The organism is Acinetobacter sp. YH12058 (assembly GCF_013419805.1).
In the GTDB taxonomy this organism is placed as follows: Bacteria; Pseudomonadota; Gammaproteobacteria; order Pseudomonadales; family Moraxellaceae; genus Acinetobacter; species Acinetobacter towneri.
In genome coordinates, this window is the sequence record NZ_VOZL01000001.1 from 249,015 (window position 1) to 271,791 (window position 22,777).

At 40.7% G+C, this 22,777-nt stretch carries 18 protein-coding genes; 17 read left to right on the plus strand and 1 reads right to left on the minus strand.

Annotated elements, in window-relative coordinates:
- Positions 1–119 precede the first annotated feature (119 nt).
- The gene (locus FTU09_RS13770; protein ID WP_004973137.1) at positions 120–1,118 is read left to right on the plus strand and encodes a YafY family protein; all 999 of its coding nucleotides are present in this window, start codon (positions 120–122) and stop codon (positions 1,116–1,118) included.
- A 347-nt stretch (positions 1,119–1,465) separates the two neighbouring features.
- Here the strand turns inward: FTU09_RS13770 and mnmG are convergent, their stop codons facing one another.
- A complete protein-coding gene (gene mnmG / locus FTU09_RS01265; protein ID WP_096900911.1) occupies positions 1,466–3,346 on the minus strand; it encodes a tRNA uridine-5-carboxymethylaminomethyl(34) synthesis enzyme MnmG in 1,881 nt (626 codons plus the stop codon).
- Positions 3,347–3,588: 242 nt separating this feature from the next.
- Here mnmG and FTU09_RS01270 point away from each other — a divergent pair, with 242 nt between their 5' ends.
- The 16 genes from FTU09_RS01270 (at position 3,589) to FTU09_RS01345 (ending at position 22,743) form a co-directional block, all read left to right on the plus strand.
- Entirely contained in the window at positions 3,589–3,945 is a 357-nt protein-coding gene (locus tag FTU09_RS01270; RefSeq protein WP_004973135.1) for a hypothetical protein, read from the plus strand.
- Between the two features lie 184 nt (positions 3,946–4,129).
- Entirely contained in the window at positions 4,130–5,041 is a 912-nt protein-coding gene (locus FTU09_RS01275; protein ID WP_004973134.1) for a bile acid:sodium symporter family protein, read from the plus strand.
- An 83-nt stretch (positions 5,042–5,124) separates the two neighbouring features.
- A complete protein-coding gene (locus FTU09_RS01280; protein ID WP_178865780.1) occupies positions 5,125–6,006 on the plus strand; it encodes a bile acid:sodium symporter family protein in 882 nt (293 codons plus the stop codon).
- Between the two features lie 254 nt (positions 6,007–6,260).
- Positions 6,261–7,163: a 50S ribosomal protein L11 methyltransferase gene (gene prmA, locus FTU09_RS01285; RefSeq protein WP_004973131.1), complete on the plus strand. Its 903-nt coding sequence runs from the start codon at positions 6,261–6,263 to the stop codon at positions 7,161–7,163.
- Positions 7,164–7,179: 16 nt separating this feature from the next.
- Positions 7,180–8,034 (plus strand): DUF3426 domain-containing protein, encoded by an 855-nt coding sequence (locus FTU09_RS01290; protein ID WP_004973129.1) that lies wholly within the window; start codon positions 7,180–7,182, stop codon positions 8,032–8,034.
- A gap of 389 nt (positions 8,035–8,423) precedes the next feature.
- Positions 8,424–8,693, plus strand: coding sequence for a DNA-binding transcriptional regulator Fis (gene fis / locus FTU09_RS01295; RefSeq protein WP_001086304.1), 270 nt, complete (start codon positions 8,424–8,426; stop codon positions 8,691–8,693).
- A gap of 92 nt (positions 8,694–8,785) precedes the next feature.
- Positions 8,786–10,360, plus strand: coding sequence for a bifunctional phosphoribosylaminoimidazolecarboxamide formyltransferase/IMP cyclohydrolase (purH, locus tag FTU09_RS01300; RefSeq protein ID WP_004973127.1), 1,575 nt, complete (start codon positions 8,786–8,788; stop codon positions 10,358–10,360).
- A 171-nt stretch (positions 10,361–10,531) separates the two neighbouring features.
- Complete coding sequence (purD, locus tag FTU09_RS01305; protein ID WP_180079420.1) at positions 10,532–11,815, plus strand: phosphoribosylamine--glycine ligase; 1,284 nt, start codon at positions 10,532–10,534, stop codon at positions 11,813–11,815.
- A gap of 492 nt (positions 11,816–12,307) precedes the next feature.
- On the plus strand, positions 12,308–12,739 hold the full coding sequence (locus FTU09_RS01310; protein WP_154320678.1) for a hypothetical protein: 432 nt from the start codon (positions 12,308–12,310) through the stop codon (positions 12,737–12,739).
- 791 nt (positions 12,740–13,530) lie between these two features.
- Positions 13,531–14,403 (plus strand): MetQ/NlpA family ABC transporter substrate-binding protein, encoded by an 873-nt coding sequence (locus tag FTU09_RS01315; protein ID WP_096900915.1) that lies wholly within the window; start codon positions 13,531–13,533, stop codon positions 14,401–14,403.
- A gap of 74 nt (positions 14,404–14,477) precedes the next feature.
- Positions 14,478–15,503, plus strand: a complete 1,026-nt coding sequence (locus FTU09_RS01320) for a methionine ABC transporter ATP-binding protein (RefSeq protein ID WP_004973123.1) — start codon at positions 14,478–14,480, stop codon at positions 15,501–15,503.
- Positions 15,500–16,195 carry a methionine ABC transporter permease gene (locus FTU09_RS01325; protein ID WP_004973122.1) on the plus strand — a complete coding sequence of 232 codons (696 nt, stop codon included), beginning with the start codon at positions 15,500–15,502 and terminating at the stop codon, positions 16,193–16,195. The genes FTU09_RS01320 and FTU09_RS01325 overlap by 4 nt, the downstream gene beginning before the upstream one ends.
- Positions 16,196–16,439: 244 nt before the next feature.
- The gene (dnaE, locus tag FTU09_RS01330) at positions 16,440–20,003 is read left to right on the plus strand and encodes a DNA polymerase III subunit alpha (protein WP_180079421.1); all 3,564 of its coding nucleotides are present in this window, start codon (positions 16,440–16,442) and stop codon (positions 20,001–20,003) included.
- Positions 20,004–20,027: 24 nt separating this feature from the next.
- A complete protein-coding gene (locus tag FTU09_RS01335; RefSeq protein WP_136144392.1) occupies positions 20,028–20,876 on the plus strand; it encodes an RNA methyltransferase in 849 nt (282 codons plus the stop codon).
- On the plus strand, positions 20,869–21,666 hold the full coding sequence (gene cysE, locus FTU09_RS01340; RefSeq protein ID WP_004973118.1) for a serine O-acetyltransferase: 798 nt from the start codon (positions 20,869–20,871) through the stop codon (positions 21,664–21,666). The genes FTU09_RS01335 and cysE overlap by 8 nt, the downstream gene beginning before the upstream one ends.
- 174 nt (positions 21,667–21,840) lie before the next feature.
- The gene (locus FTU09_RS01345) at positions 21,841–22,743 is read left to right on the plus strand and encodes an ABUW_2363 family tetratricopeptide repeat lipoprotein (protein ID WP_154320674.1); all 903 of its coding nucleotides are present in this window, start codon (positions 21,841–21,843) and stop codon (positions 22,741–22,743) included.
- Positions 22,744–22,777 lie beyond the last annotated feature (34 nt).

Here is a 22,777-nt window from a genome sequence, read left to right on the forward strand (position 1 = left end):
AAAATCTGCGGTTATATTTTGCCCTTTTTCAGTAAAAAACTTGCTAATCATTCCGAGTTTTCTTATTGTGTGGAAGAACAAGTTTTCATCCGTATGAATTGACCTAGTAAATATTGAATATGTCTATACAAGAAAAAGAAACATCTAATAGTTTATATCGCCAATGGCAAATTTTATCGCGCCTTTCTACAGGTAAATGGATGGGCACACGTGAATTACACGATGTCCTGCAACGTGAAGGTATCGACATTAGTTTGCGTACGATTCAACGTGACTTAAATCAAATTTCTCAGCGCTTTCCAATTGAAAGTAATGGTACCGTACCACAAGGTTGGCGCTGGCGTTCAGATGCACCGATTCAAAGTTTACCGCACATGACCAGCTCTCAAGCGGTAACGTTTATGATGGTCGAGGAACATTTAAAACATCTGCTGCCGCCAAGTTTGATTGAAGAAATGAACCCATGGTTTGATTTGGCACGACGCAGTCTATCGACCCAAAACAATGTCCGCCAATGGATTAATCGTGTGCGAATTGTGCCTGCAACACAACCTTTAATTCCACCAGTCGTAGACCGCAATGCACAACAGGCGATATATGAAGGCTTGCTCCAAGACAAACAACTAGAATGTATTTATCAATCACGCAGCAATTCAGGCGAAGAAAAAACTTATGTGCTGAATCCTTTGGCTTTGGTGCAAAAAGGTGCGGTGATTTATTTAATCTGTACTCGATTTGACAAAACCGACATTCAAACCTTTGCCCTGCATCGTTTTAAAGCAGCCAAAGTTTTAGATTCACGCGCCTTGCATCCTGTTAATTTTGATATTGATGCCTATATTGAATCTGGCGAATTAGGTTTTAGAGTCGATTTCAGTAAAGCTACTGAAAATATTCAGCTCAAACTTACCATGCAAAAAGCTGATGCCATATACTTCGATGAAAGCCAATTAAGCAAAGATCAAACTATGGAAACACTGGAAAATGGTAATGTGTTGGTGACTGCCACTGTGCCGTTTACCTCACAATTGGTTTGGTGGTTGCGTAGTTTTGGTAAAAAGCTAATTCAGATTGAACCTGTAGAAGTTGCCAATGCGGTGCATCAAACTCAGGAATAAAAAAGCCCCAAATATATTGGGGCGATAGCATTATCGTTCTCTTTTAAATCAAATTATTGTGATTGCTGATTGAAGTTAAAATTAAAATTGACTCGGCATCGTTCAGCGTGGGCATGCCAGTTCAGCTGTACTATAACGAATGCTTTTTAAAGTCATATTTTGCTCCTATCTATGTTGATAAGTGTCACTTTAAATGCTCCTGATCTAGCTGTGAAATCATAAGATATGCAGTCGAAATCAGATTTATTCTTATACGCAACTTCTTCTTTGCTTAGCATCTGATTTACTTTGGCGCATAAAAAAGCCCGCAATTTAAATTGTGGGCTTCTTCATCAATCCATCAAACCTTAAGCAGATTTACGTGACTGTGCATTTTTACGAATGGTGATCATCACCAATTGAACTGCGGCAGGTGTCACACCTGGAATACGACTGGCTTGTGCCAAAGTTTCAGGCAAAACATGCTTCAATTTTAGCGTGATTTCACGCGATAAACCTGACACTGCATCATAATCAAAATCGGCAGGGATTTTGGTTTCTTCCAAGCGTTTTAATTGTGCGACATCTTCATGCTGACGGTTGATATAACCTGCATATTTCACTGCAATTTCAATTTGATCGCCCACTTGTGCAGAAACGTCTGAACCCGTTAATTCTGCGATTTGCGCAAAACTGATATTTGGACGTTTTAACAGATCAATCGCAGAACATTCTTTGGATAAATCTGCACCTGTCATTTCAACAAATTTTTTACCCATTGGGTTGTTTGGTGCAGCCCACAAATGTTGTAAACGCCCTGTTTCACGTTCTACTGCTTCCATTTTTTCACAGTAAGCTGCCCAACGAGTGTCATCCACCAAACCAAGCTCACGACCAATTGGCGTCAAACGCTGATCGGCATTATCTTCACGCAACATCAAACGGTATTCCGCACGTGAGGTAAACATGCGGTACGGTTCTTTGGTACCTAGCGTGATCAAATCATCAACCAATACACCAATATAAGCTTCGTCACGTTTTGGTGTCCATTGTTCCTGATCCCAAGCGCGACGTGCCGCATTCAAACCAGCTAACACACCTTGCGCACCCGCTTCTTCATAGCCAGTCGTACCATTAATTTGACCTGCAAAATACAAGTTATTAATGGCTTTGGTTTCCAAAGTGAATTTCAAGGCTTGTGGATTGAAGTAATCATATTCAATCGCATAACCTGGACGCAAAATATGCGCATTTTCCATACCACGAATTGAACGAACTAACTCGAACTGCACATCAAACGGTAAAGAGGTTGAAATCCCGTTTGGATACAATTCATGTGTATCTAAACCTTCAGGCTCCAAAAATACCTGATGCGAGTCTTTATCAGAAAAACGGTGAATTTTATCTTCAATCGATGGGCAGTAACGTGGGCCAACACCTTCAATCACACCTGTATACATCGGTGAACGATCTAAACCACCACGAATAATTTCGTGAGTACGTTCATTGGTATGGGTGATATAGCAGTTCACTTGTTCAGGGTGCATCGACACATCACCCATGAATGACATGGTTGGTGATGGGAAATCACCTGGCTGCGGAATCATGACCGAAAAATCGACTGAGCGTGCATCAATACGTGGTGGCGTACCTGTTTTTAAACGCCCAACAGGCAAATTTAATTCACGTAAACGTGCCGCCAAAGCAATTGATGGAGGATCGCCTGCACGACCACCGCTCGATTTTTCTAAACCGATGTGAATCACACCACCCAAGAATGTACCTGTGGTCAATACCACGGTTTTCGCATCAAAACGAATCCCCATTTGAGTGACTACACCTTTTACAGTATCGCCTTCTACAATCAGGTCATCGGCTGCTTGTTGGAAAATATCTAAATTGGCTTGGTTTTCTAAAGTGGCGCGAATCGCAGCTTTAAAGCGAACTCGGTCTGCCTGCGCACGTGTTGCACGAACAGCAGCACCTTTACGCGAGTTTAAAATACGGAATTGAATCCCGCTTTTATCGGCAGCCAATGCCATTGCGCCGCCTAAGGCATCAATCTCACGTACCAAATGTGACTTACCAATCCCGCCAATTGCAGGGTTACAGCTCATCTGCCCTAAAGTCTCAATGTTATGAGTTAAGAGTAAGGTTTGACGACCCATACGTGCTGCTGCAAGCGCCGCTTCGGTGCCTGCGTGACCGCCACCAATAACAATGACATCGTAAACTTTAGGATAGTGCATAATGGTCAATGAGAGATAAAAAATAAAGACGGAATATTATAGCAAAACTTGTGGCATAAGTTGACAGATTCAGTCGATTTTATTGGCTTAACCGCGCTACAAAATTAATATTTTGTAATCCAAATTTGCATTTTTACTGTACATAAAAACATTTAGACCTAAAAATTAACCAGATCACCGTTGTTTTAATTTGTCTATTTTTTATCCTAATAGCACAGATATGAGAAACAAAGGGAAACATCATGAATAAGAAAATTTTGCTGTCCTCTATGCTTTGTGGCTTATTTTTCAGTCCATTTGCAGTGCAGGCAAATGATAAAGTAGAAACCGTCTATAACGCGCAAAAATTCCAGCAAGTCTGTAAAGGTAAAACTCAGGGCGCACCTGTAAGCTTTGCTTATCGTGGGATTATCTGGAATGGTACCTGTGAACCACAATTCTTTAGTTCATCTAAAGCAGTGCAATTACAAGGCAATGAGCCTGAATTATACCGTTCTTGTATGGCAGATGCGCAAAGCACCGTCATTACAGTCAATGGTACTGAGTTAAAAGGCAAATGTGCCTTAGGCTTTACGCCACCACGCCCTGCTGCAATGTGATCAATCACTTAATCTATATTTTCATGAACAGATCGGGTATTCATTCAAACTGAAAGCATGAAAATAACACCAAAGCAGTCATTTATAAGAAGTGACTGCTTTGTTTATTGCACAAGCTCAAAAAACAATTACACTGCAAAGAGAGGGAAAATTATACCCATAAGAAAAAAATAAAGGATGTGCTATGGATTCAGGCTTTTTTACCTTTTTTCTACCACTGACCTTAGCTGTGATGATGATGGGCTTAGGCTTACAACTCACGCCTAAAGACTTTATTCGGGTCAATCAATTTCCTAAAGTCATTTTTTTAACGCTTTTTTCACAATTGGTCATTTTGCCTGTTTTAGCATTTTCAATTTGTTTATTTTTAGAATTGCCACCGCTCTTGGCAATTGGCTTAATGCTGCTTGCTGCCTCACCAGGGGGGCCTACTGCTAACTTATTTAGCTATGTTTATAAAGGTGACGTTGCCCTAAATATTACCCTAACCGCAATGAACTCTGTGATGGCGACCTTTACCCTGCCTTTTATTGTTAATTTGTCTTTTCTGTATTTTATGACCGATCAACAACAAATTGGCATGCCAATTGAAAAAATGGCACAGGTTTTTTTACTGATTATTGTGCCTGTTTGTGTAGGAATGGCGGTGCGTAATGCAATGCCACAAATTGCATTACAGTTGGGCAAACCTATGCGTTTGATGTCCATTTATTTCATTTTCGCTTTATTCTTTTATGCGCTTTTCCGCGAACGCGCCAATGTCTTTGACTATTTCAGTGCGATTGGTATCGCCACAGCGCTTTTTTGCTTTTTAAGTTTACTTATTGGTTATCTTGTGCCGTATTTGGCGGGTGTGCCTGATCAACAAGCACGCTCTTGTTGTTTTGAAATTGGCATTCATAACACTGCTGTTTCTTTAACCGTTGCGCTATCGGTTTTGCAAAGCACTGAAATTGCCATTCCTTCTGCGATTTACACCATTTTTATGTATATGTTCAGCTTTATTTTAGGGAGTATGTTAGCTAGACAATCGGCCAAACTTGCCCATCAACACAAACAGGAGCAGAGTTTAAACCACAATAAAAATACAATTTAAAACGTGAGCAAAATTAACTACATATTAAACAAACAGTTAAATATCAAATAAATTATTGTAGATGTAAAAACAAAGGAGTGTTTATGGATTCAGGATTAATCACAATATTTTTGCCGCTGGCTTTGGCCGTGGTCATGGCTGGACTTGGCTTAGAACTCACTCCTAACGACTTTAAACGGGTGAGCAAACACCCCAAAGCAGTGTTTATTGCTTTATTTTGTCAATTGGTCGTCCTGACAGCAATTGCATTCTTTATTTGTAAACTGCTGAATTTACCACCACTGCTTGCAGTCGGACTCATGCTACTAGCAGCATCTCCAGGTGGGCCAACAGCCAACTTATTTAGCTACTTATATAAAGGTGATATTGCCCTAAACATCACCCTCACTGCCGTGAATTCCGTGATTGCAGCATTTACCTTGCCCCTGATTGTCAACTTTGCCATTCAACATTTTACGCAGGATGGGCAACAAGTCGGCTTACAGTTTGCCAAAGTATTACAGGTGTTTTTAATTATTATTATCCCTGTCACTTTGGGGATGTTGGTACGCCATTTTAGCCCGCAAACGGCAGACCGTTTAAACAAACCTGTGCGTATTTTTGCTGTGGTTTTTCTGATAGTGATTATTATTGGCGCGATTGCCAAAGAGCGAAATAACATCATGCTTTATTTGGCAGATGTAGGACTTGCCACTGCTCTGTTCTGTGCCTGCAGTTTATTGATTGGTTATTTTGTCCCGCGTTTCTTTGGTGTGAACAGCCAACAAGCCCGTGCCTGCGCCTTTGAAATTGGCATTCACAACAGTACCCTTGCAATGACCATCGCCCTAACCGTTATGGCAAGCTCAACCATTGCCATGCCTGCTGCGGTTTATTCTATTTTCATGTATATTTTTGCCGCAATTTTAGGCACATTACTAAATAAATTTGTGCCGACTCCTGCATCGGAGCAATCTGCATCCTAAACAAGTCTCTCAATCATCCCCAATCCAGCAATTTGACTGTTTTGGGGATGATTGAGCGATGATGGTTCAAACAAATTCTTAACTTATATTTTTTAGAGTTATATTTTTGTCACATTATTCGACTATAAGCATAAAGCGAATTTGAAACTTCCAATCGTATAGAGTTTTCCCTTTCGCAATCCGAATAAAAAATAACAGCGCCTGCAGCAGTTCAGTTACAATAGCGCTTACGCATTAAATTTTAGGTTATCTCCGTGAAGTGGTTACAAATACATATTACTGTTGATCAAGCGCAAGTCGATTTTACTGAAACCCTGCTCAGTTCATTGGGCGCAGTCAGCGTAACCTTAGATGATGCGGAAAATCAGGACTTACTTGAGCCACTACCAGGTGAAACACCACTTTGGAACAAAGTCATTGTGACAGGTATTTATGCACAAGACGAAGGTGAAGAAATTGATGTTGCAGCCTTAGAAACCTTTATTCGTGCGCAAATGCCAGATGCCCCTTTACGCAGTGAATTTTTGGAAGATCAGGTTTGGGAACGCTCATGGATGGATTACTACGAGCCAATCCAGATTGCAGAGAAATTCTGGATTGTACCTGAATGGTTAGAACCACCTGAGGCAGATGCAGTCAATATCAAACTTGACCCAGGTTTGGCTTTTGGTACAGGTAACCATGCCAGTACGTTCCTGTGCCTGCAATGGTTAGGTAAAACCAATGTAAAAGATAAAGTCGTGATCGACTACGGTTGTGGTTCAGGTATTTTAGGAGTAGCGGCTTTGTTGCTCGGTGCAAAAAAAGTCTATGCGACTGATATTGACCCGCAAGCAGTTTTAGCGACCAAACAAAATGCTGAACTCAACGGTGTACTTAAAAACTTATATGTTGGACTTCCAGAAGAGTTCAATGAAACCATCGGTAATGAAAAAGCAGACATTTTAGTTGCCAATATTTTGGCAGGCCCATTGATGATGCTTGCGCCAGAGTTTGCAACTTTAATTAAATCTGAGGGCGAGTTCGCACTTGCAGGTGTAATTGAAGAGCAAGTTGCTGAAGTTTCTAGTGTTTATTCTGAATTTTTTGATATAGTACAAGTCGAAAAACGTGAAGAAAACTGGTGTCGAATTTCTGGGAAACGCCATCCCCACTAACTGTAATTTTTGAGTTATGAGTGACAAGCAAACCAAGTGCCCTGAATGCCAAACTGTTTATAAAGTATCCGTTGCGCAGCTGACCGTTGCGCAAGGGATGGTTTGTTGTCCTAAATGCGACAATACCTTTAATGCTCTTTCGCATTTGGTATTTGCCTTTCCTCAAAATAAAAACTCAGTCACATCACAATTACATCACATTCAAAACCGCAGTTTTATGCAGGCAACTGCTGAACTTGCGCAACCGCAACATATTTTAGATATTTTTCAGCGTAAAGTTGAACATTCCAATATTGATCTGAAAACCTATCTGAATAACCTCAATTATTTCAGTACTGAACCGATTGGCAACATTCCTGCCATGAAGTTGTCTGCGCCTGATCTTGAAAGTGAAAAAAAGCATGGCAATGGTTACTACTTACTTTGGGGAATTATTAATCTTTTATTGATTGGCTTGTTGATCTTCCAAATTTTGTGGTTTAACCCAAAGTTTTTAAACAGCAGCCCTGCACTGAATTCTGTATTTACCCAAGTCTGTCAATTTTTTAACTGTAGCAGTTTAGAAGAACGCTATAGCTTAATTTCAGCAAATCGCGTGAAGGTTAAACGTGTAGATCGTATGAATACACAATTTACGGGTGAGCTGATCAATTACTATGATAAAAGCTTGGCTTTGCCTAATATCAAAGTCACTTTAAAAGAAAAACAACAAACATTATCGACTTACATCTATTCCCCACAGGAGTATTTGGTCGAAAGTCTTTCGAGCATTCAACGTATTCCTAAAAACAGTCCATTTAAGTTTGACATTTTAGTTCCAATATCACGAAACGACTTCGATGCCTATACTTTAGAAATTATCAAGCCTTAATTCACAAAAAAATAGTGAAAAAATAGCGAAAAAAATTAAAAAAATTGCAGTTTTCTTGCTCACTTTTTCTCATACAATGGTATCATACGCGCCACGAAAGCTTTGTGCTGCAAACTCCTCGCAAGATTCACAACAAATATAGATTTGTCTAATGCGCTTTATTTTTATATATCGCGTACAGAGTAGATTTTTTGTTTTGATTTTGGTCTGTAACAATTATTAATGTATTGTTACGCTTAAATTTCGACCAATGCCTAGAGTTGTGGCAAGCTAAATGTTCCAGTTTTAGAACTTCCCGTTTTAGGATCTAAAACGGAGTTCATTTAATTTATAGACCACATTGATATATCACTTTATCCCAGTGATATCTGATTTTCGGATTAATTCGCATGAATAGCAAATCTCCTATTTTTACTGCACAATCTGATGTTGCTTTACGTATTCACGTAGATCGCGCAGTTCGCCATTATTTTGCACAACTACAAGGTGAACAACCTTCACAAGTGTATGACATGGTGTTAGCAGAAATGGAGAAACCTCTTTTATCTGTTGTTCTTGAATACACTCGCGGTAACCAAACACGCGCTGCTGAAATTCTTGGACTAAACCGTGGTACTTTACGTAAAAAGTTAAAAGCTCACGGTTTAATGAGTGAATAAGTGATAAAATGCTTGCGACCTCCGCAGGCATTTTTTTTACCTGCATTTTGCTAGTTTGTTTTAATCTGTAATTGAAAACTGTGACGAAGATCATGACTATTAAACGCGCTTTAATCTCTGTTTCTGACAAAACAGGTATTGTTGAATTTGCACAAGACCTTGCTGCTCTTGGGGTAGAAATTTTATCTACTGGCGGTACTTATAAGTTGCTTAAAGACAACAATATTGCTGTCGTAGAAGTATCAGAGCATACTGGTTTCCCTGAAATGATGGATGGTCGTGTAAAAACGTTACACCCAAAAATTCATGGCGGTATCTTGGCTCGTCGTGGTCTAGACGAAGCAGTCATGGCAGAACACAATATTGATGCCATCGACTTGGTTGTTGTTAACCTTTATCCATTTGCTGCGACTGTTGCAAAACCAAATTGTTCACTTGCAGATGCGATTGAGAACATCGACATTGGTGGCCCTACTATGGTTCGCGCTGCAGCGAAAAACCATGCTTCTGTAGGTATTGTAGTAAATGCTTCTGACTATGCGACTGTTATTGCAGAAATGAAAAGCAACGGTGCATTGTCTTACGAAACTCGTTTTGATTTGGCAGTGAAAGCATTTGAACACACTGCACAATATGACGGCATGATCGCCTCTTACTTAGGTGCACGTGTAGGTAAAGAAGAAGGTACTGCTGACCAATTTGCACGTACATTCAATACACAATTGAACAAAGCGCAAGATTTACGTTACGGCGAAAACCCGCATCAATCTGCAGCGTTCTATGTAGACCCTGCTGCAACTGAAGCTTCTGTTTCTACAGCGAAACAGCTTCAAGGTAAAGAATTATCTTATAACAACATTGCAGATACTGATGCCGCACTTGAATGTGTGAAATCATTTGCAAAACCTGCTTGTGTGATCGTAAAACACGCGAACCCATGTGGTGTTGCTGTATCTTTAGACGGTATTCAAGCGGCTTATGACCTTGCTTATGCAACTGACCCTGAATCTGCATTTGGTGGCATCATTGCGTTTAACCGTGAGTTAGACGTTGCCACTGCACAAGCGATTGTAGACCGTCAATTCGTTGAAGTAATCATTGCGCCTAGCATTGCAGATGGCGTACTTGAAGTGACTGGCGCGAAGAAAAACGTACGTGTACTGGTATGTGGCGAACTTCCTGCGATTGATGCACGCGCTCCACAAATGGATTACAAACGTGTCAACGGCGGTTTATTGGTTCAAGACCAAGACTTGGGCATGATCACGAAAGATGACTTAAAAGTTGTGACCAAACGTGCACCAACTGAACAAGAAATTGACGATATGATCTTTGCTTGGAAAGTTGCGAAATACGTAAAATCGAACGCAATTGTTTATGCGAAAAACCGTCAGACCATTGGTGTTGGCGCAGGTCAAATGAGCCGTGTAAACTCTGCTCGTATTGCTGCCATTAAAGCAGAACATGCAGGTTTAGTGGTTGAAGGTGCAGTAATGGCATCTGACGCATTCTTCCCATTCCGTGATGGTATTGATAACGCAGCTAAAGCTGGTATCAAATGCATTATTCAACCGGGTGGTTCTATGCGTGATGAAGAAACGATTGCAGCAGCAGATGAAGCTGGTATTGCAATGGTCTTCACTGGCATGCGTCATTTCCGTCACTAATTAAACTCATTAATTAGAAGTCGTATTTAATAATCCTCCGAAATCCCCCTTTTTTATAAAAGGGGGACTTTTCACGTAAGGGAACTGTGTTTTTATGCACAATCTCCTTCCTTTTCAAGGGTGAAAAGCATAGCTTCGCTAGGGGGATTTTATTCTTTGAGGGATTTTTAGATGAATATTTTAGTTTTAGGTAGCGGCGGTCGTGAACATGCGTTGGCATGGAAAATCGCACAAGATGACAAAGTCGCTAAAGTCTTCGTTGCACCGGGTAATGCAGGTACGGCAACAGAAAACAAATGCGAGAATGTAGCGTTAGATATTCAAAATAACCCTGCAATCATCGACTTTGCCAAAAATAATGCTGTTGATTTAATCATTGTTGGCCCTGAAGCACCACTGGTCAATGGTGTAGTAGATGCCTGCCGTGAAGCGGGTTTAAAAATTTGGGGCCCAACCCAGTTTGCTGCACAGCTTGAAGGTTCTAAAGCCTTTGCCAAGCACTTTTTAAAACGTCACAACATTCCAACTGCATTCTATGACGTATTCACCGAAGTTGATGCGGCAAAAGCATTTGTTGAAAAAAATGGTGCTCCAATCGTGATCAAGGCGGACGGTCTTGCTGCAGGTAAAGGCGTGATCGTGGCGATGACCAATCAAGAAGCATTTGATGCAATTGATGACATGCTAGCAGGCAACAAATTTGGTGATGCAGGTTCACGTGTAGTCATTGAAGAATTCCTTGCAGGTGAAGAAGCTTCTTTCATTTGTATGATTGATGGCGACAACATCCTTCCTATGGCAACTTCACAAGACCACAAGCGTATTTTTGAAGGCGACCAAGGTCCAAATACTGGTGGTATGGGTGCATACTCTCCTGCCCCTGTCGTGACTGCAGACGTATTTGAAAAAACCATGAATGAAGTGATGCGTCCTACTGTTGAAGGTATGAAAAAAGACGGTCATGTTTATACAGGTTTCTTATACGCAGGCTTAATGATTGACGACAAAGGTCAACCAAAAGTGATCGAGTTTAACTGCCGTTTTGGTGACCCAGAAACACAACCAATTATGATGCGCTTAAAGTCATCTTTGGTAGATTTAGTTGAAACAGGTATTGCAGGCAACTTACCTGCCGAAGCAGACTGGGATGAACGCAAAACTGTCGGGATTGTATTGGCGACTGCGGGTTACCCTGAAACTTCAGGCAAAGGTGATGTGATTTCTGGTTTAGAAACACAAATGGCAGATGCGAAAGTATTCCACGCAGGTACAGCAAGCAATGCCGATGGTGAGATTGTGACCAATGGTGGTCGTGTACTGTGTGTAACTGCGCTCGGTAATACCATTGGCGAAGCGCAAGCTAAAGCCCTTGAACTGTGCGAAAAAGTTACCTTTGATGGTGTGCAATATCGTAAAGATATTGGCTATCGTGCCATTGCTCGTGAAAATGCTTAAAATTTTTAGTTTAGCCTAAAAATTTAAGTCCATAAAAAAGCTCGTCACTGTACGAGCTTTTTGTTTATCAGGTTGTAACCCATGTACATTGTGATGATCTACGTTTATAAAATACTTTAGATCAATAAACATGCAAAAAATAAAAAGCTTCAAAGAATTTTTAATTTCAATATTCGTTGAGTTTACATTGCAAATACTTTTTATTTTTGCAGGATTAATATATTTGGCTTATGTTTTTATAGGGATAGGTTCATTGTTACTCTGTTTGCCTGCAGATTCTTTTTCTAATGGACACCAAATTTCACAAACAAATGAACAGAGAATCGCATCTAACTTGGACACTTTAAATGGGAATAACAACTCAATTTCGTATAAGCACCATTATGTCAACTGAATATAGTTTTTTGAAAATTTTAACTTTGAATCAGAGATTTCATTTTAAATATGATAAAACTCAAGGATAAAGAAGCTTTAGATTTAGGTATGTAATAAGTGAATTTTTCAGGTGATGTAGAAGTTTTTTTATCTTGTCTTGGAACTAAAGAATCAAGTTCAGATATTTTGAAAGCAGTTATTCTTGTTGCAAGTGAGTTTGATACATCAGAGACTAATTTTGGTGGAGAAAAGCTATCCTATTGGGAATTTTTTAAGAGAGGCGTTACGTTCAGATTTAATGAACATCAAATACTAGACACTATTTTCATCTACGTCAAAGAGAATGAAGAATATTACCCATACCCATTTTTAGAAGGTCTTATCATAGGTATTAATCATAAAAGTACGAAGCAATCTGTAGTTAAGCTATTTGGAAATCCAGAAAGAGAAAGTAACAGTTGGCTGAAATATAAAATACTTGATAGCTACTTACATTTTGAATTTGATAAGTCATCAGAGTTAAAGCAAATTACGATGGGACAATTTTAAAAATAGAAACTGATTTAGTTTAAGATTTTCTAAAATTAACATAATGCACGTTATACATAATGCTTGAAATATTCCTGCAAGCATCAATATCTTAGTCAAAGCTGTTCTAGGGTTCAGTGCACCGGAACAGCTTTTTGGTGATTTTTCATGTTGCGCGGTCAATAAACAATTAAAATTCCACGGCTTTATGTAGTCTTATTTAATCTTAAAAAAGAAAAAAATGTCCAGATAAAATAAGAATAGATGTCCAAGTAGTTATTGATTTTGCAGTTTGCCTTATATATGGGCGATATATTATCGTTGGAAAAATCATTCATAACTTCTTTTATGTATTTACATCCATGTTCTGATTCTTGTAACTAAGCCGATTTCATACCGACAATTTCATATCTCGTTTTTTACTATCGATTGCAGAATAAATTTTAAAGCACCTAAATATTTAAACACTTGTTCAAATCCTTAATCTTTACAGAATATATTTATTTATAAGAACTTATTTTGACTTATTCGCTTTCTGTTGTAAAAACAGTGATATGCATAACATACACAGCACTATATAGAATTATTTTTTATTGTTATGATGGTGCATCTTTTGAAAAAGTGAATTGCCCATCCATCTCAAAATTATTGATTGAGCTGTGGGCTGACTTTTTCAGTACTCAAACAATACCTACAACATATTTGAGAAACATACAAAATCATCATCATGCGATTCCATCCATCGTGCTGATTTGATTCTTCTCAATCATTGGCAACTTTAGGCACTGCTTAAACTTGCTCGGGATATATTCATGAAAAAGCTCCTTGGTCTTGTACTTGGTCTTTCAGTTGGCTTGGCTGGCTGTGGCAAACAAGAAGCGCCTGCGACTGACGCGGCACAAAAAGATTCTTCTGCTCTACACACTGTCACTATGGCATCGACTGGTTCAGATGCAGATATTTGGCGTTTTATTGCCGACTTACCTGAAACCAAAGCAGCAGGTATTCAACTTGAAGTGAAAAACTTCACCGATTACGTGTCAATGAACACGGCGGTAGCAAATAAAGAAATTGATCTTAACGCATTCCAATCTTATGCCTATATGGTGGCATTTAATGCCAACAATAAAGATCAAATTGCACCAGTAGCGACAACTTACTTAGAGCCAATGGGTATTTACTCAAGCAAAGTGAAAAAGTTGGATGAGTTCAAAACAGGTGCAACCATTGCTATTCCAAATGATGGTGCCAATGAATCACGTGCACTGTTATTACTTCAATCGGCTGGTTTGGTTAAACTGAAAGATGGTTTTGACAATGTTCAAGGCACGCCTGCAGACATCGTAGAAAATGCGAAGCAAATTCAAATCAAACCAATTCAAATGGCAACGGCTGTACGTGTAAAAGATGAAGTCGATGCAATTGTCTTGGGCAACACCCTTGCAATGGAAGGTGGTTTGAACGTACTGAAAGATTCAATTTATTACGAACCAATTGACCAAAGCACAAAAATGAATGTCAATATTCTCGCGACTGCTGCAGATCGTCAAAATGACCCAATCTTGCAAAAAGTAGGTGCGTTGTATCATACCGAAGCGGTGAAGCAATATATTGATCAGCACTTTGGCGGAACAAAAGTTGCGGTAAATAAACCTGTCAGCTATTTCACTGAAGCAGCAAAATAGTAATATAATGCGTTAAACAAAACAGGCAAAGCGAACTTTGCCTGTTTTTTCATTTATGGACATTTCTTGACGATATGATTGAATTTAAAAACATTTCAAAGCACTATCAGCTCAAAGGTCAAACACTGCGTGCGTTGGATCAAATTAACCTACAAATTCCAACAGGCAGTATTTTTGGCATTATTGGCTATAGTGGTGCAGGTAAAAGTACGTTAATCCGCTTGATCAATTTGTTGGAGCGTCCAAATGCTGGGCAAGTCATCATTCATCAAAAAGATTTTACTGCACTCAATGCCCGCGAATTACGTCAAGAACGTGCCCATATTGGAATGATTTTTCAGCACTTCAATTTATTGCAGACCAAAACTGTGGCTGCCAATATTGAAATGCCGATGAAACTGTTAGGCTGGAACAAAGCCGAACGCGAAAAGCGTTTAAATGAATTACTTGAGTTTATTGATTTAAAACATAAAAAAGACGCCTACCCTGATGAACTTTCAGGCGGACAAAAACAACGTGTCGGTATTGCGCGTGCGCTAGCCAATCATCCTAAAATTTTACTCTGCGATGAAGCAACTTCAGCACTTGATCCACAAACCACCAAATCTGTGCTGGAATTACTGAAAAAAATTAACCGCGAACAAGGCATTACCATTGTAATGGTCACACATGAAATGGATGTGATTGAATCGGTTTGTGATTATGTGGCGGTGATGGAACAAGGCAAAGTCATTGAAACAGGTTCAACCCTAGAAATATTTAGTCAACCGCAACATCCGACCACCAAAAGCTTTATTCAAACCGTGTTGCAGCAGCAATTGCCTATCAATATTTTGAATAATCTGGAAAATCAAAATCAGCACAGCATTTATTGTCTGAAGTTTTTAGGTAAATCAGCTCAGGAAACCGTAATTCAAGCCGTCATTAAACAGTTTGATATCAGCCTGAATATTTTATTTGCCAATATGACCGAAATTGATGGCGCTGTGATTGGGCAAATGTTTATACAATTGCTCGGTGATGCAAGCGTCATTCAACAAGCACTTGAATTTCTGCAAGCCAATGGTGTTGAAGTTGAACAGTCAGGAGTACAAGCATGAGAGATTTAATTGTACAGTGGCTGACCTCAGTAACTGCGCCTTTCTGGAAAAGCTCTTTATCTATTGACCAGTTTGTTACAGCCTTACAAGAGACCTTTCACATGGTGTTCTTTGCCATGTTGTTTGGTTGTATCTGGGGCTTTATTCAGGGCATTACCCTTGTAGTGACTCGTCCGACAGGTATTTTGCCAAACCGTGTGATTTATCACGGGCTTAACCCGATTGTAAACGCACTACGCTCCCTACCCTTTATTATTTTATTGATTGCGGTGATTCCGCTGACTAAATTGTTAGTGGGTACATCCATCGGAACTTGGGCAGCCATTGTTCCACTGACCATTTATGTCGGCCCGTATATTGGTCGTTTGGTAGAAACTTCACTGCTTGAAGTCAATGAAGGGATTGTCGAATCTGCACAGGCAATGGGTGCTACACCCTTACAGATTATCTTCAAATTTATTTTACCTGAAGCACGTAGCTCACTCATTTTGAACCTAACCACAGCCACCATTAGCTTAATTGGCGCAACTGCTATGGCAGGCGCAGTCGGTGCAGGCGGCATTGGTGACCTTGCTATTTCTTATGGTTATCAACGCTTTGATAGTAGTGTCGTGATGCTAACCGTGGTGGTCTTATTAATTTTAGTGCAATTGGTGCAAAGTTTAGGCGATTGGTTATCTAAACTCAGATAAATCTTTCATCTACACATCAGAAATAGATTCACCATTTAACTCCTTGCTACTCGTATGAGTGTGTAAGGGGTTAAAACCACACTCCTTCTCCATGCATACGTGATTCACGCCATATCAACATCCAAAAAACTGAAATTTTGATATACGGTCAAGATCATCGAAAACCGTAGGAAAAACTTTGCAGCATGTTTTGTCTTGAGCAGAGCATGCTAAACTAACCCGTGATTTTTTAAGGGACTGATTCATGCGCTTTGTTCATTTAGGTATACATACAGAATTTTCGATTACCGAGTCGATTGTACGCGTACCTGACTTGATTAAAGCTGCAGTCAATGAAGAAATGCCTGCTTTGGCATTGACCGATCTCTCTAACCTGCACGCTGCCGTAAAGTTTTATGGCAAATGTTTGGGGCAAGGCATCAAACCGATTTTAGGTTCAGTGCTGCGTTTAAATGATGCCGATCATCGTGTGACTTTATTGTCGATGAACAATCACGGCTGGCGCAATCTGACCGAATTGGTGTCGCGTGGCTATATTGAAGGTCAGCAACTCAATATCCCTTGCGTCAATAAAGCATGGATTTTAGAACAAGCCGATGACCTAATTCTGTTACTCGGCATTCAAAGTGATGTCGGCAAAATGCTGATCACGTCCAATCCACAAAAAGCCGAACCGTTGCTAGAAGAATGGATCGAAAAATTTGGTAATCGGGTTTATTTGGCACTGACCCGTACAGATCGTCCCGATGAAGATGCTTTTATTGCCGAAGCGGTTAAATTAGCTAAAAAATATAATATTGGCGTGGTGGCACATAATGATGTGCACTTTGTCCGCCGTGAAGATTATGAAGCGCACGAAGCGCGAGTTTGTATTGCCGATGGTTATGTTTTAGGGGATAACCGTCGTCCTAAAACGTATAGTCCTGAGCAATATTTTAAAACTACTGCAGAAATGACGGAATTATTTTCCGACATTCCAAGTGCTATTGAAAACAGCTATCACATTGCCAAACGCTGTAACGTCACGCTGCAATTGGGTAAATATTTCCTTCCAGATTATCCAATTCCAGACGGACACACCATTGATACCTACTTCGCGCACCTATCCAAACAAGGTTTAGAAGAACGTCTAAATGTGCTCTATCCTGTCACACAGCGCGATGAAGACTGGGCAGAAATTCGCAAACCTTATGATGAACGAATTGAATACGAAATTAATATTATTAACTCGATGGGCTTCCCGGGTTACTTCCTCATCGTCATGGACTTTATTCAATGGTCTAAAAATAATGGCGTACCTGTTGGGCCGGGTCGTGGTTCAGGCGCAGGCTCATTGGTCGCTTATAGCTTAAAAATTACCGACTTAGACCCATTGCGTTATGAACTACTCTTTGAACGTTTCTTAAACCCAGAACGTGTATCCATGCCCGACTTTGACGTCGATTTCTGTATTGCAGGACGCGATAAAGTCATTGATTATGTGGCACGCACCTATGGACGTGATGCGGTATCACAAATTGCCACTTTCGGTACTATGGCCGCCAAAGGTGCGATTCGAGATGTCGCACGGGTTTTGGGCAAGTCTTATGGTTTGGCAGACCGTATTTCTAAACTGATTCCAACTAAACCTTTAGGGCTTAGTTTGAAAGAATCAATTGAAGCCGAACCACAGCTGAAAGATGTGGTGACCAATCCATCTAACCCAGACTATGACGATGCTTCAGAAATTTGGGAAATGGCTTTAAAACTTGAAGGCATTACCCGCAACACAGGCAAACACGCAGGTGGTGTGGTCATTGCACCAACCAAAATCACCGACTTTTCTGCGGTTATGTGCGATGCTGATGGAACCGCCCGTGTTGCACAATACGATAAAGACGATGTTGAGTCGGCAGGTTTGGTCAAATTTGACTTCTTGGGTTTACGTAACCTGACGGTTATTGAAGATGCAGTACAAAATATCAATAAACGCATCCAAGCCGATACACCGCTAGATATTGCCCATATTCCATTGGACGATAAAGACGCCTATTTAGTCTTTGCCAATGCCAACACCACAGCGGTATTCCAGTTTGAATCCGTGGGCATGAAAAAGATGCTGAAAGAAGCACGCCCAAGCAAATTTGAGGAAATTATTGCCTTCGTGTCCTTGTATCGTCCTGGCCCGATGGATCTCATTCCAGACTTTATTCACCGTATGCACGGTGGCGAGTTTGAGTATCTGCATCCTTTGCTAGAAGGTGTGCTTGAACCAACCTACGGCATTATGGTTTATCAGGAACAGGTAATGCAGGCGGCACAGTATTGTGCAGGCTATACCCTCGGTGGTGCGGACTTACTACGTCGTGCTATGGGTAAGAAAAAACCTGAAGAAATGGTGAAACAGCGCCAAATCTTTATTGAAGGTGCTGCGAAAAAAGACATTGATGCCGCCACAGCCAACCATATTTTCGACTATATGGAAAAGTTCGCAGGCTACGGTTTTAACAAATCCCACGCGGCTGCTTATGCCCTCGTTGCCTATCAGACGGCATGGCTGAAAGCACATTACCCTGCCGAATTCTTGGCTGCGGTAATGTCGTCGGAAATGCAAAACACCGATAACGTGGTGTTCCTGATTGATGACTGTCGCCACAATGGTCTGGAAGTTTTACCACCTTCGGTAAATATGTCTTTGTATCATTTCCACGCCAGCGATGAACGCACCATTGTCTACGGACTTGGCGCAATTAAAGGCGTGGGCGAACAAGCCATGCAATCGGTGATTGATTCTCGCCAAAAAGAAGGTCCATACCGCGATTTATTTGACTTCTGTCATCGTATTGATTTGAAAAAAATCAACAAACGAACCCTTGAAGCCTTAATTCGTGCGGGTGCATTAGACTGTTTAGGCATCGAACGCTCAAGTTTAATGGCACAATTGCCAGAAGCGGTACAAGCGGCGGAACAAGCACGTTCCAACCGTGAAACAGGCATCATGGATTTATTTGGTGAAGTTGAAGAAGTACAACGTAAGCCTGCCAAACCTGTAAAACCATGGTCAGATGAAGTCCGACTTAAAGGTGAAAAAGACACACTTGGACTTTACCTCACTGGTCACCCGATTGATGTCTATCGCAATGAATTAAAAGCCTTTATTCCAAGTAAAATTAATGAACTGACGCCAACCCGTCGTGGCGTGACCACCGTCTTTGCAGGCTTGGTGGTGGATGTCGCCAACTTCCCAAATCGGATGGTGGTCACTTTAGATGATGGTACGGCACGTATTGAAGTATCTGCCAACCATGAGCGCTTCCAACGCTTTAAAGATATTGTACAAACTGAAAAAGTGGTGGTGATTGAAGGCGAAATTTACGAACGTGAAGGTTTTGACCGCCCAATGGGACGCTTAACCAAAGCGTTTAGCTTGAATGAAATTCGTCAAAAACGCGCCAATAGTATTCAAATTCACTTGCATGCAGAACATTTAAGCAAGACCTTGAGTCAAGACTTACAAAATATGTTGCTGCCTTATTGTAATGTGGATTTATGCACGCATATTCCTGTTTTATTGCACCTTGACTATGCTTATGCCACTGCAGAATTACATTTGGGCATTCAGTGGAAAATCGTACCCTTAGATGAAGCCTTGGTCAAATTGCGTGACTATTTTGGTAAAGAAAGCCTGCACATTGAATATCAAGTGAAATCCAAAGCCGCGAAAGCTGTCGATGTGGCGAAACCCGCAACGATTGCACCACCACCAGCTGATATGAGCATGGATGATGCTATGGATTTATACCATACCGAAGTTGATCAATATTCTTAATTTAAAATAATTTTTGGACCTTGTATGAGTCAAGTCGACAATGCTGCAGTATCAGCACACCTCTCCCACGTGCGTATTGTCATGGTGAATACCACCCTGCCTGCCAACATCGGTAGCGCCTTACGCGCCATGAAAACCATGGGGCTATGTAAATTGGTTTTGGTTGATCCAAAAACCTATCCGCATCCAGATATTGATGCTTTGGCGGCAGGTGCAACCGATTTAATTGAACAGATTGAAGTGGTTGAACAGCTCGAAGATGCAATTGCCGACTGCCATTTGGTCTTTGGCACCAGTGCACGTAGTCGTACTATTCCTTGGCCACTCTTAGATGCACGCCCTGCGGCAGAAAAGTCGTTAAATGCTGTGGCACAGCATGGGCAAAATGTTGCCATTATTTTTGGACGTGAAGATCGTGGTTTAACCAATGAAGAGCTGGCTTTGGCGAATTATCACGTGACGATTCCTGTCAATGAAGAATATGGTGTGCTCAATGTTGCTCAAGCCATTCAAGTGATTTGCTATGAAATGCGTATGGCTGCCATCGATATTGTCGGAAAAATTGCCGATCCTGCAGCGACGATGCAAGTGACAGATTCTGAAGCGATGCAATGGGATGAACCTTTGGTCAACCATGAACAAATGCAACAGTTCTATCCACATTTAGAAAAAATGCTGGCAGAAATTGAATTTATGGATCCAAAAAATCCACGATTATTGCCTTTGCGCTTGCGTCGGCTTTTCGGACGTATACAATTAGATCGTATGGAATACCATTTACTTCGCGGTATTTTTAGCCGCGTACAAGCAATGAATAACGGTTCATGGAAAAAATCTACATCAACACAGGACGAGGATCAAACTAATGCTTAAACAGCTCAAAGAAGACATTCAAGCTGTCTTCGCGCGCGATCCTGCTGCTCGAAATACACTTGAAGTCTTAACCACTTATCCAGGAATTCACGCTTTAATTATGCATCGTGTGGCGCATGAATTATGGAACAAAGACTGCAAGGGGTCGGCACGTCTACTCTCGTCATTTAGCCGTTTTGCTACAGGAATTGAAATTCATCCCGGTGCAAAAATTGGTCGTCGCTTTTTTATTGACCATGGCATGGGCGTGGTGATTGGTGAAACTGCTGAAATTGGTGATGATGTCACCTTATATCATGGCGTGACTTTAGGCGGCACAACGTGGAATAAAGGCAAACGTCATCCAACTTTGGAAGATGGCGTAGTAGTCGGTGCAGGCGCGAAAATTCTAGGCCCATTCACCGTACATAAAAATGCCAAAGTTGGCTCTAATGCGGTTGTGACCAAAGAAGTACCTGAAGGCGCAACTGCTGTGGGTAACCCTGCGCGCTTTATTATGAAAAATAAACCTGCCGATGATCAGGAAGCACGTCGTCGTGATTATGCTGCCAGTATTGGTTTCCAACCTTATGCAGCAACGCAGGACCAATCTGACCCAGTATTGGACGGCATGCGAGTATTACTAGATCGCTTGGAACAAAATGAAAAACGTATGAATTTATTATGTCAGCGTCTCTCTTTACTTGACCCAAGCTTTAAAAACCCACAGCAAAATGAACAACCTTATAGTGCAGAAGAATTAAAAATAATTGAAGATGTTAGACGTGAGTGTGAAGCACAAAGTAAATAGGGCTGTTTATTTGATCAATCCTACATACTTAAAAAAACTTCGTATCACTGTGTAACTAAGCCCCCTCAATTGTATTGCATGTTCGGAACAGATTTCTTAGACTGACCGACATGCAATATTTTAATCCGACACAATCACCTCTCACTTTTAAAATAAATTGAACGGAAGGACACCATGACTCTTAAGCCTTTGGCACTCAGTATTCTAGCCGCAACGCTCGTTAGCGCCTGTGTTGCACCACCAAAACAAGAAGTAAAACCACCTATCGTATTTACCGAACCTGAATTAAGTGCACCATTCTATGCCTTAAATCCATTTAATTATGATGCCCCACCACCATTTGAAATTAACCTACAAAAAGCAGCAGCACAGCCTGTGACTAAAATGGTGGTTACTAACCCAAATGATCCAAGCAAAAGCATTACCTTAGATCAAAACAAATTGATTGTACCTACGGTCAATAACAATGCCCGTAGCTTGAAGTTTGCAGTTTTGGCAGGTGAAAACGAAATTGACATCACCGAAATTGATGACTTCTTACAATTGGTCGAAGGCAAAGCACGTCACTATCCACCACGTTTTAGCGAACGTCAGGAACGTCGTGGTTTCGAGGCAAAGCTCAAAGAATTGACTCAACAATTAGACACTTTGGCAGCCAATGAAAATGCCTCTTTTGATATTTTGATGCGTGCATTTAAAGCCAGTGTTATGGCACGTAACCTAGACTTAGGCTCTGTTTACACCACACGCTCACTTAACTATGCGCAGCGTATCTTAAAAATTAATCAGGAAGATGCCGAAGCGAATTTCTGGTTTGGTTTCGGTCTGTCTGAAGGTGGCGGTCATCGTGAAGCCATTCCTTATTTAGACAAAGCCATGAAAGCAGGTGTGCAGGAAGCTTATTTGTCTGCGGCAAACAATTATATTGCCATGGAACAAAAGAAAAATGCAGTACAAACTTTGAAAAACTATAAAATCAAATACCCGCAAGAAGCCGAAGTGGCTGACCGTTTGATTGCTGAAATTGAAAAGCAAGGTCGCTGGAATGTGTGGCAAGTGATCGCACCACGCACTTAATAAAAAATCGATACAAAAATACCTAAAAATAGAC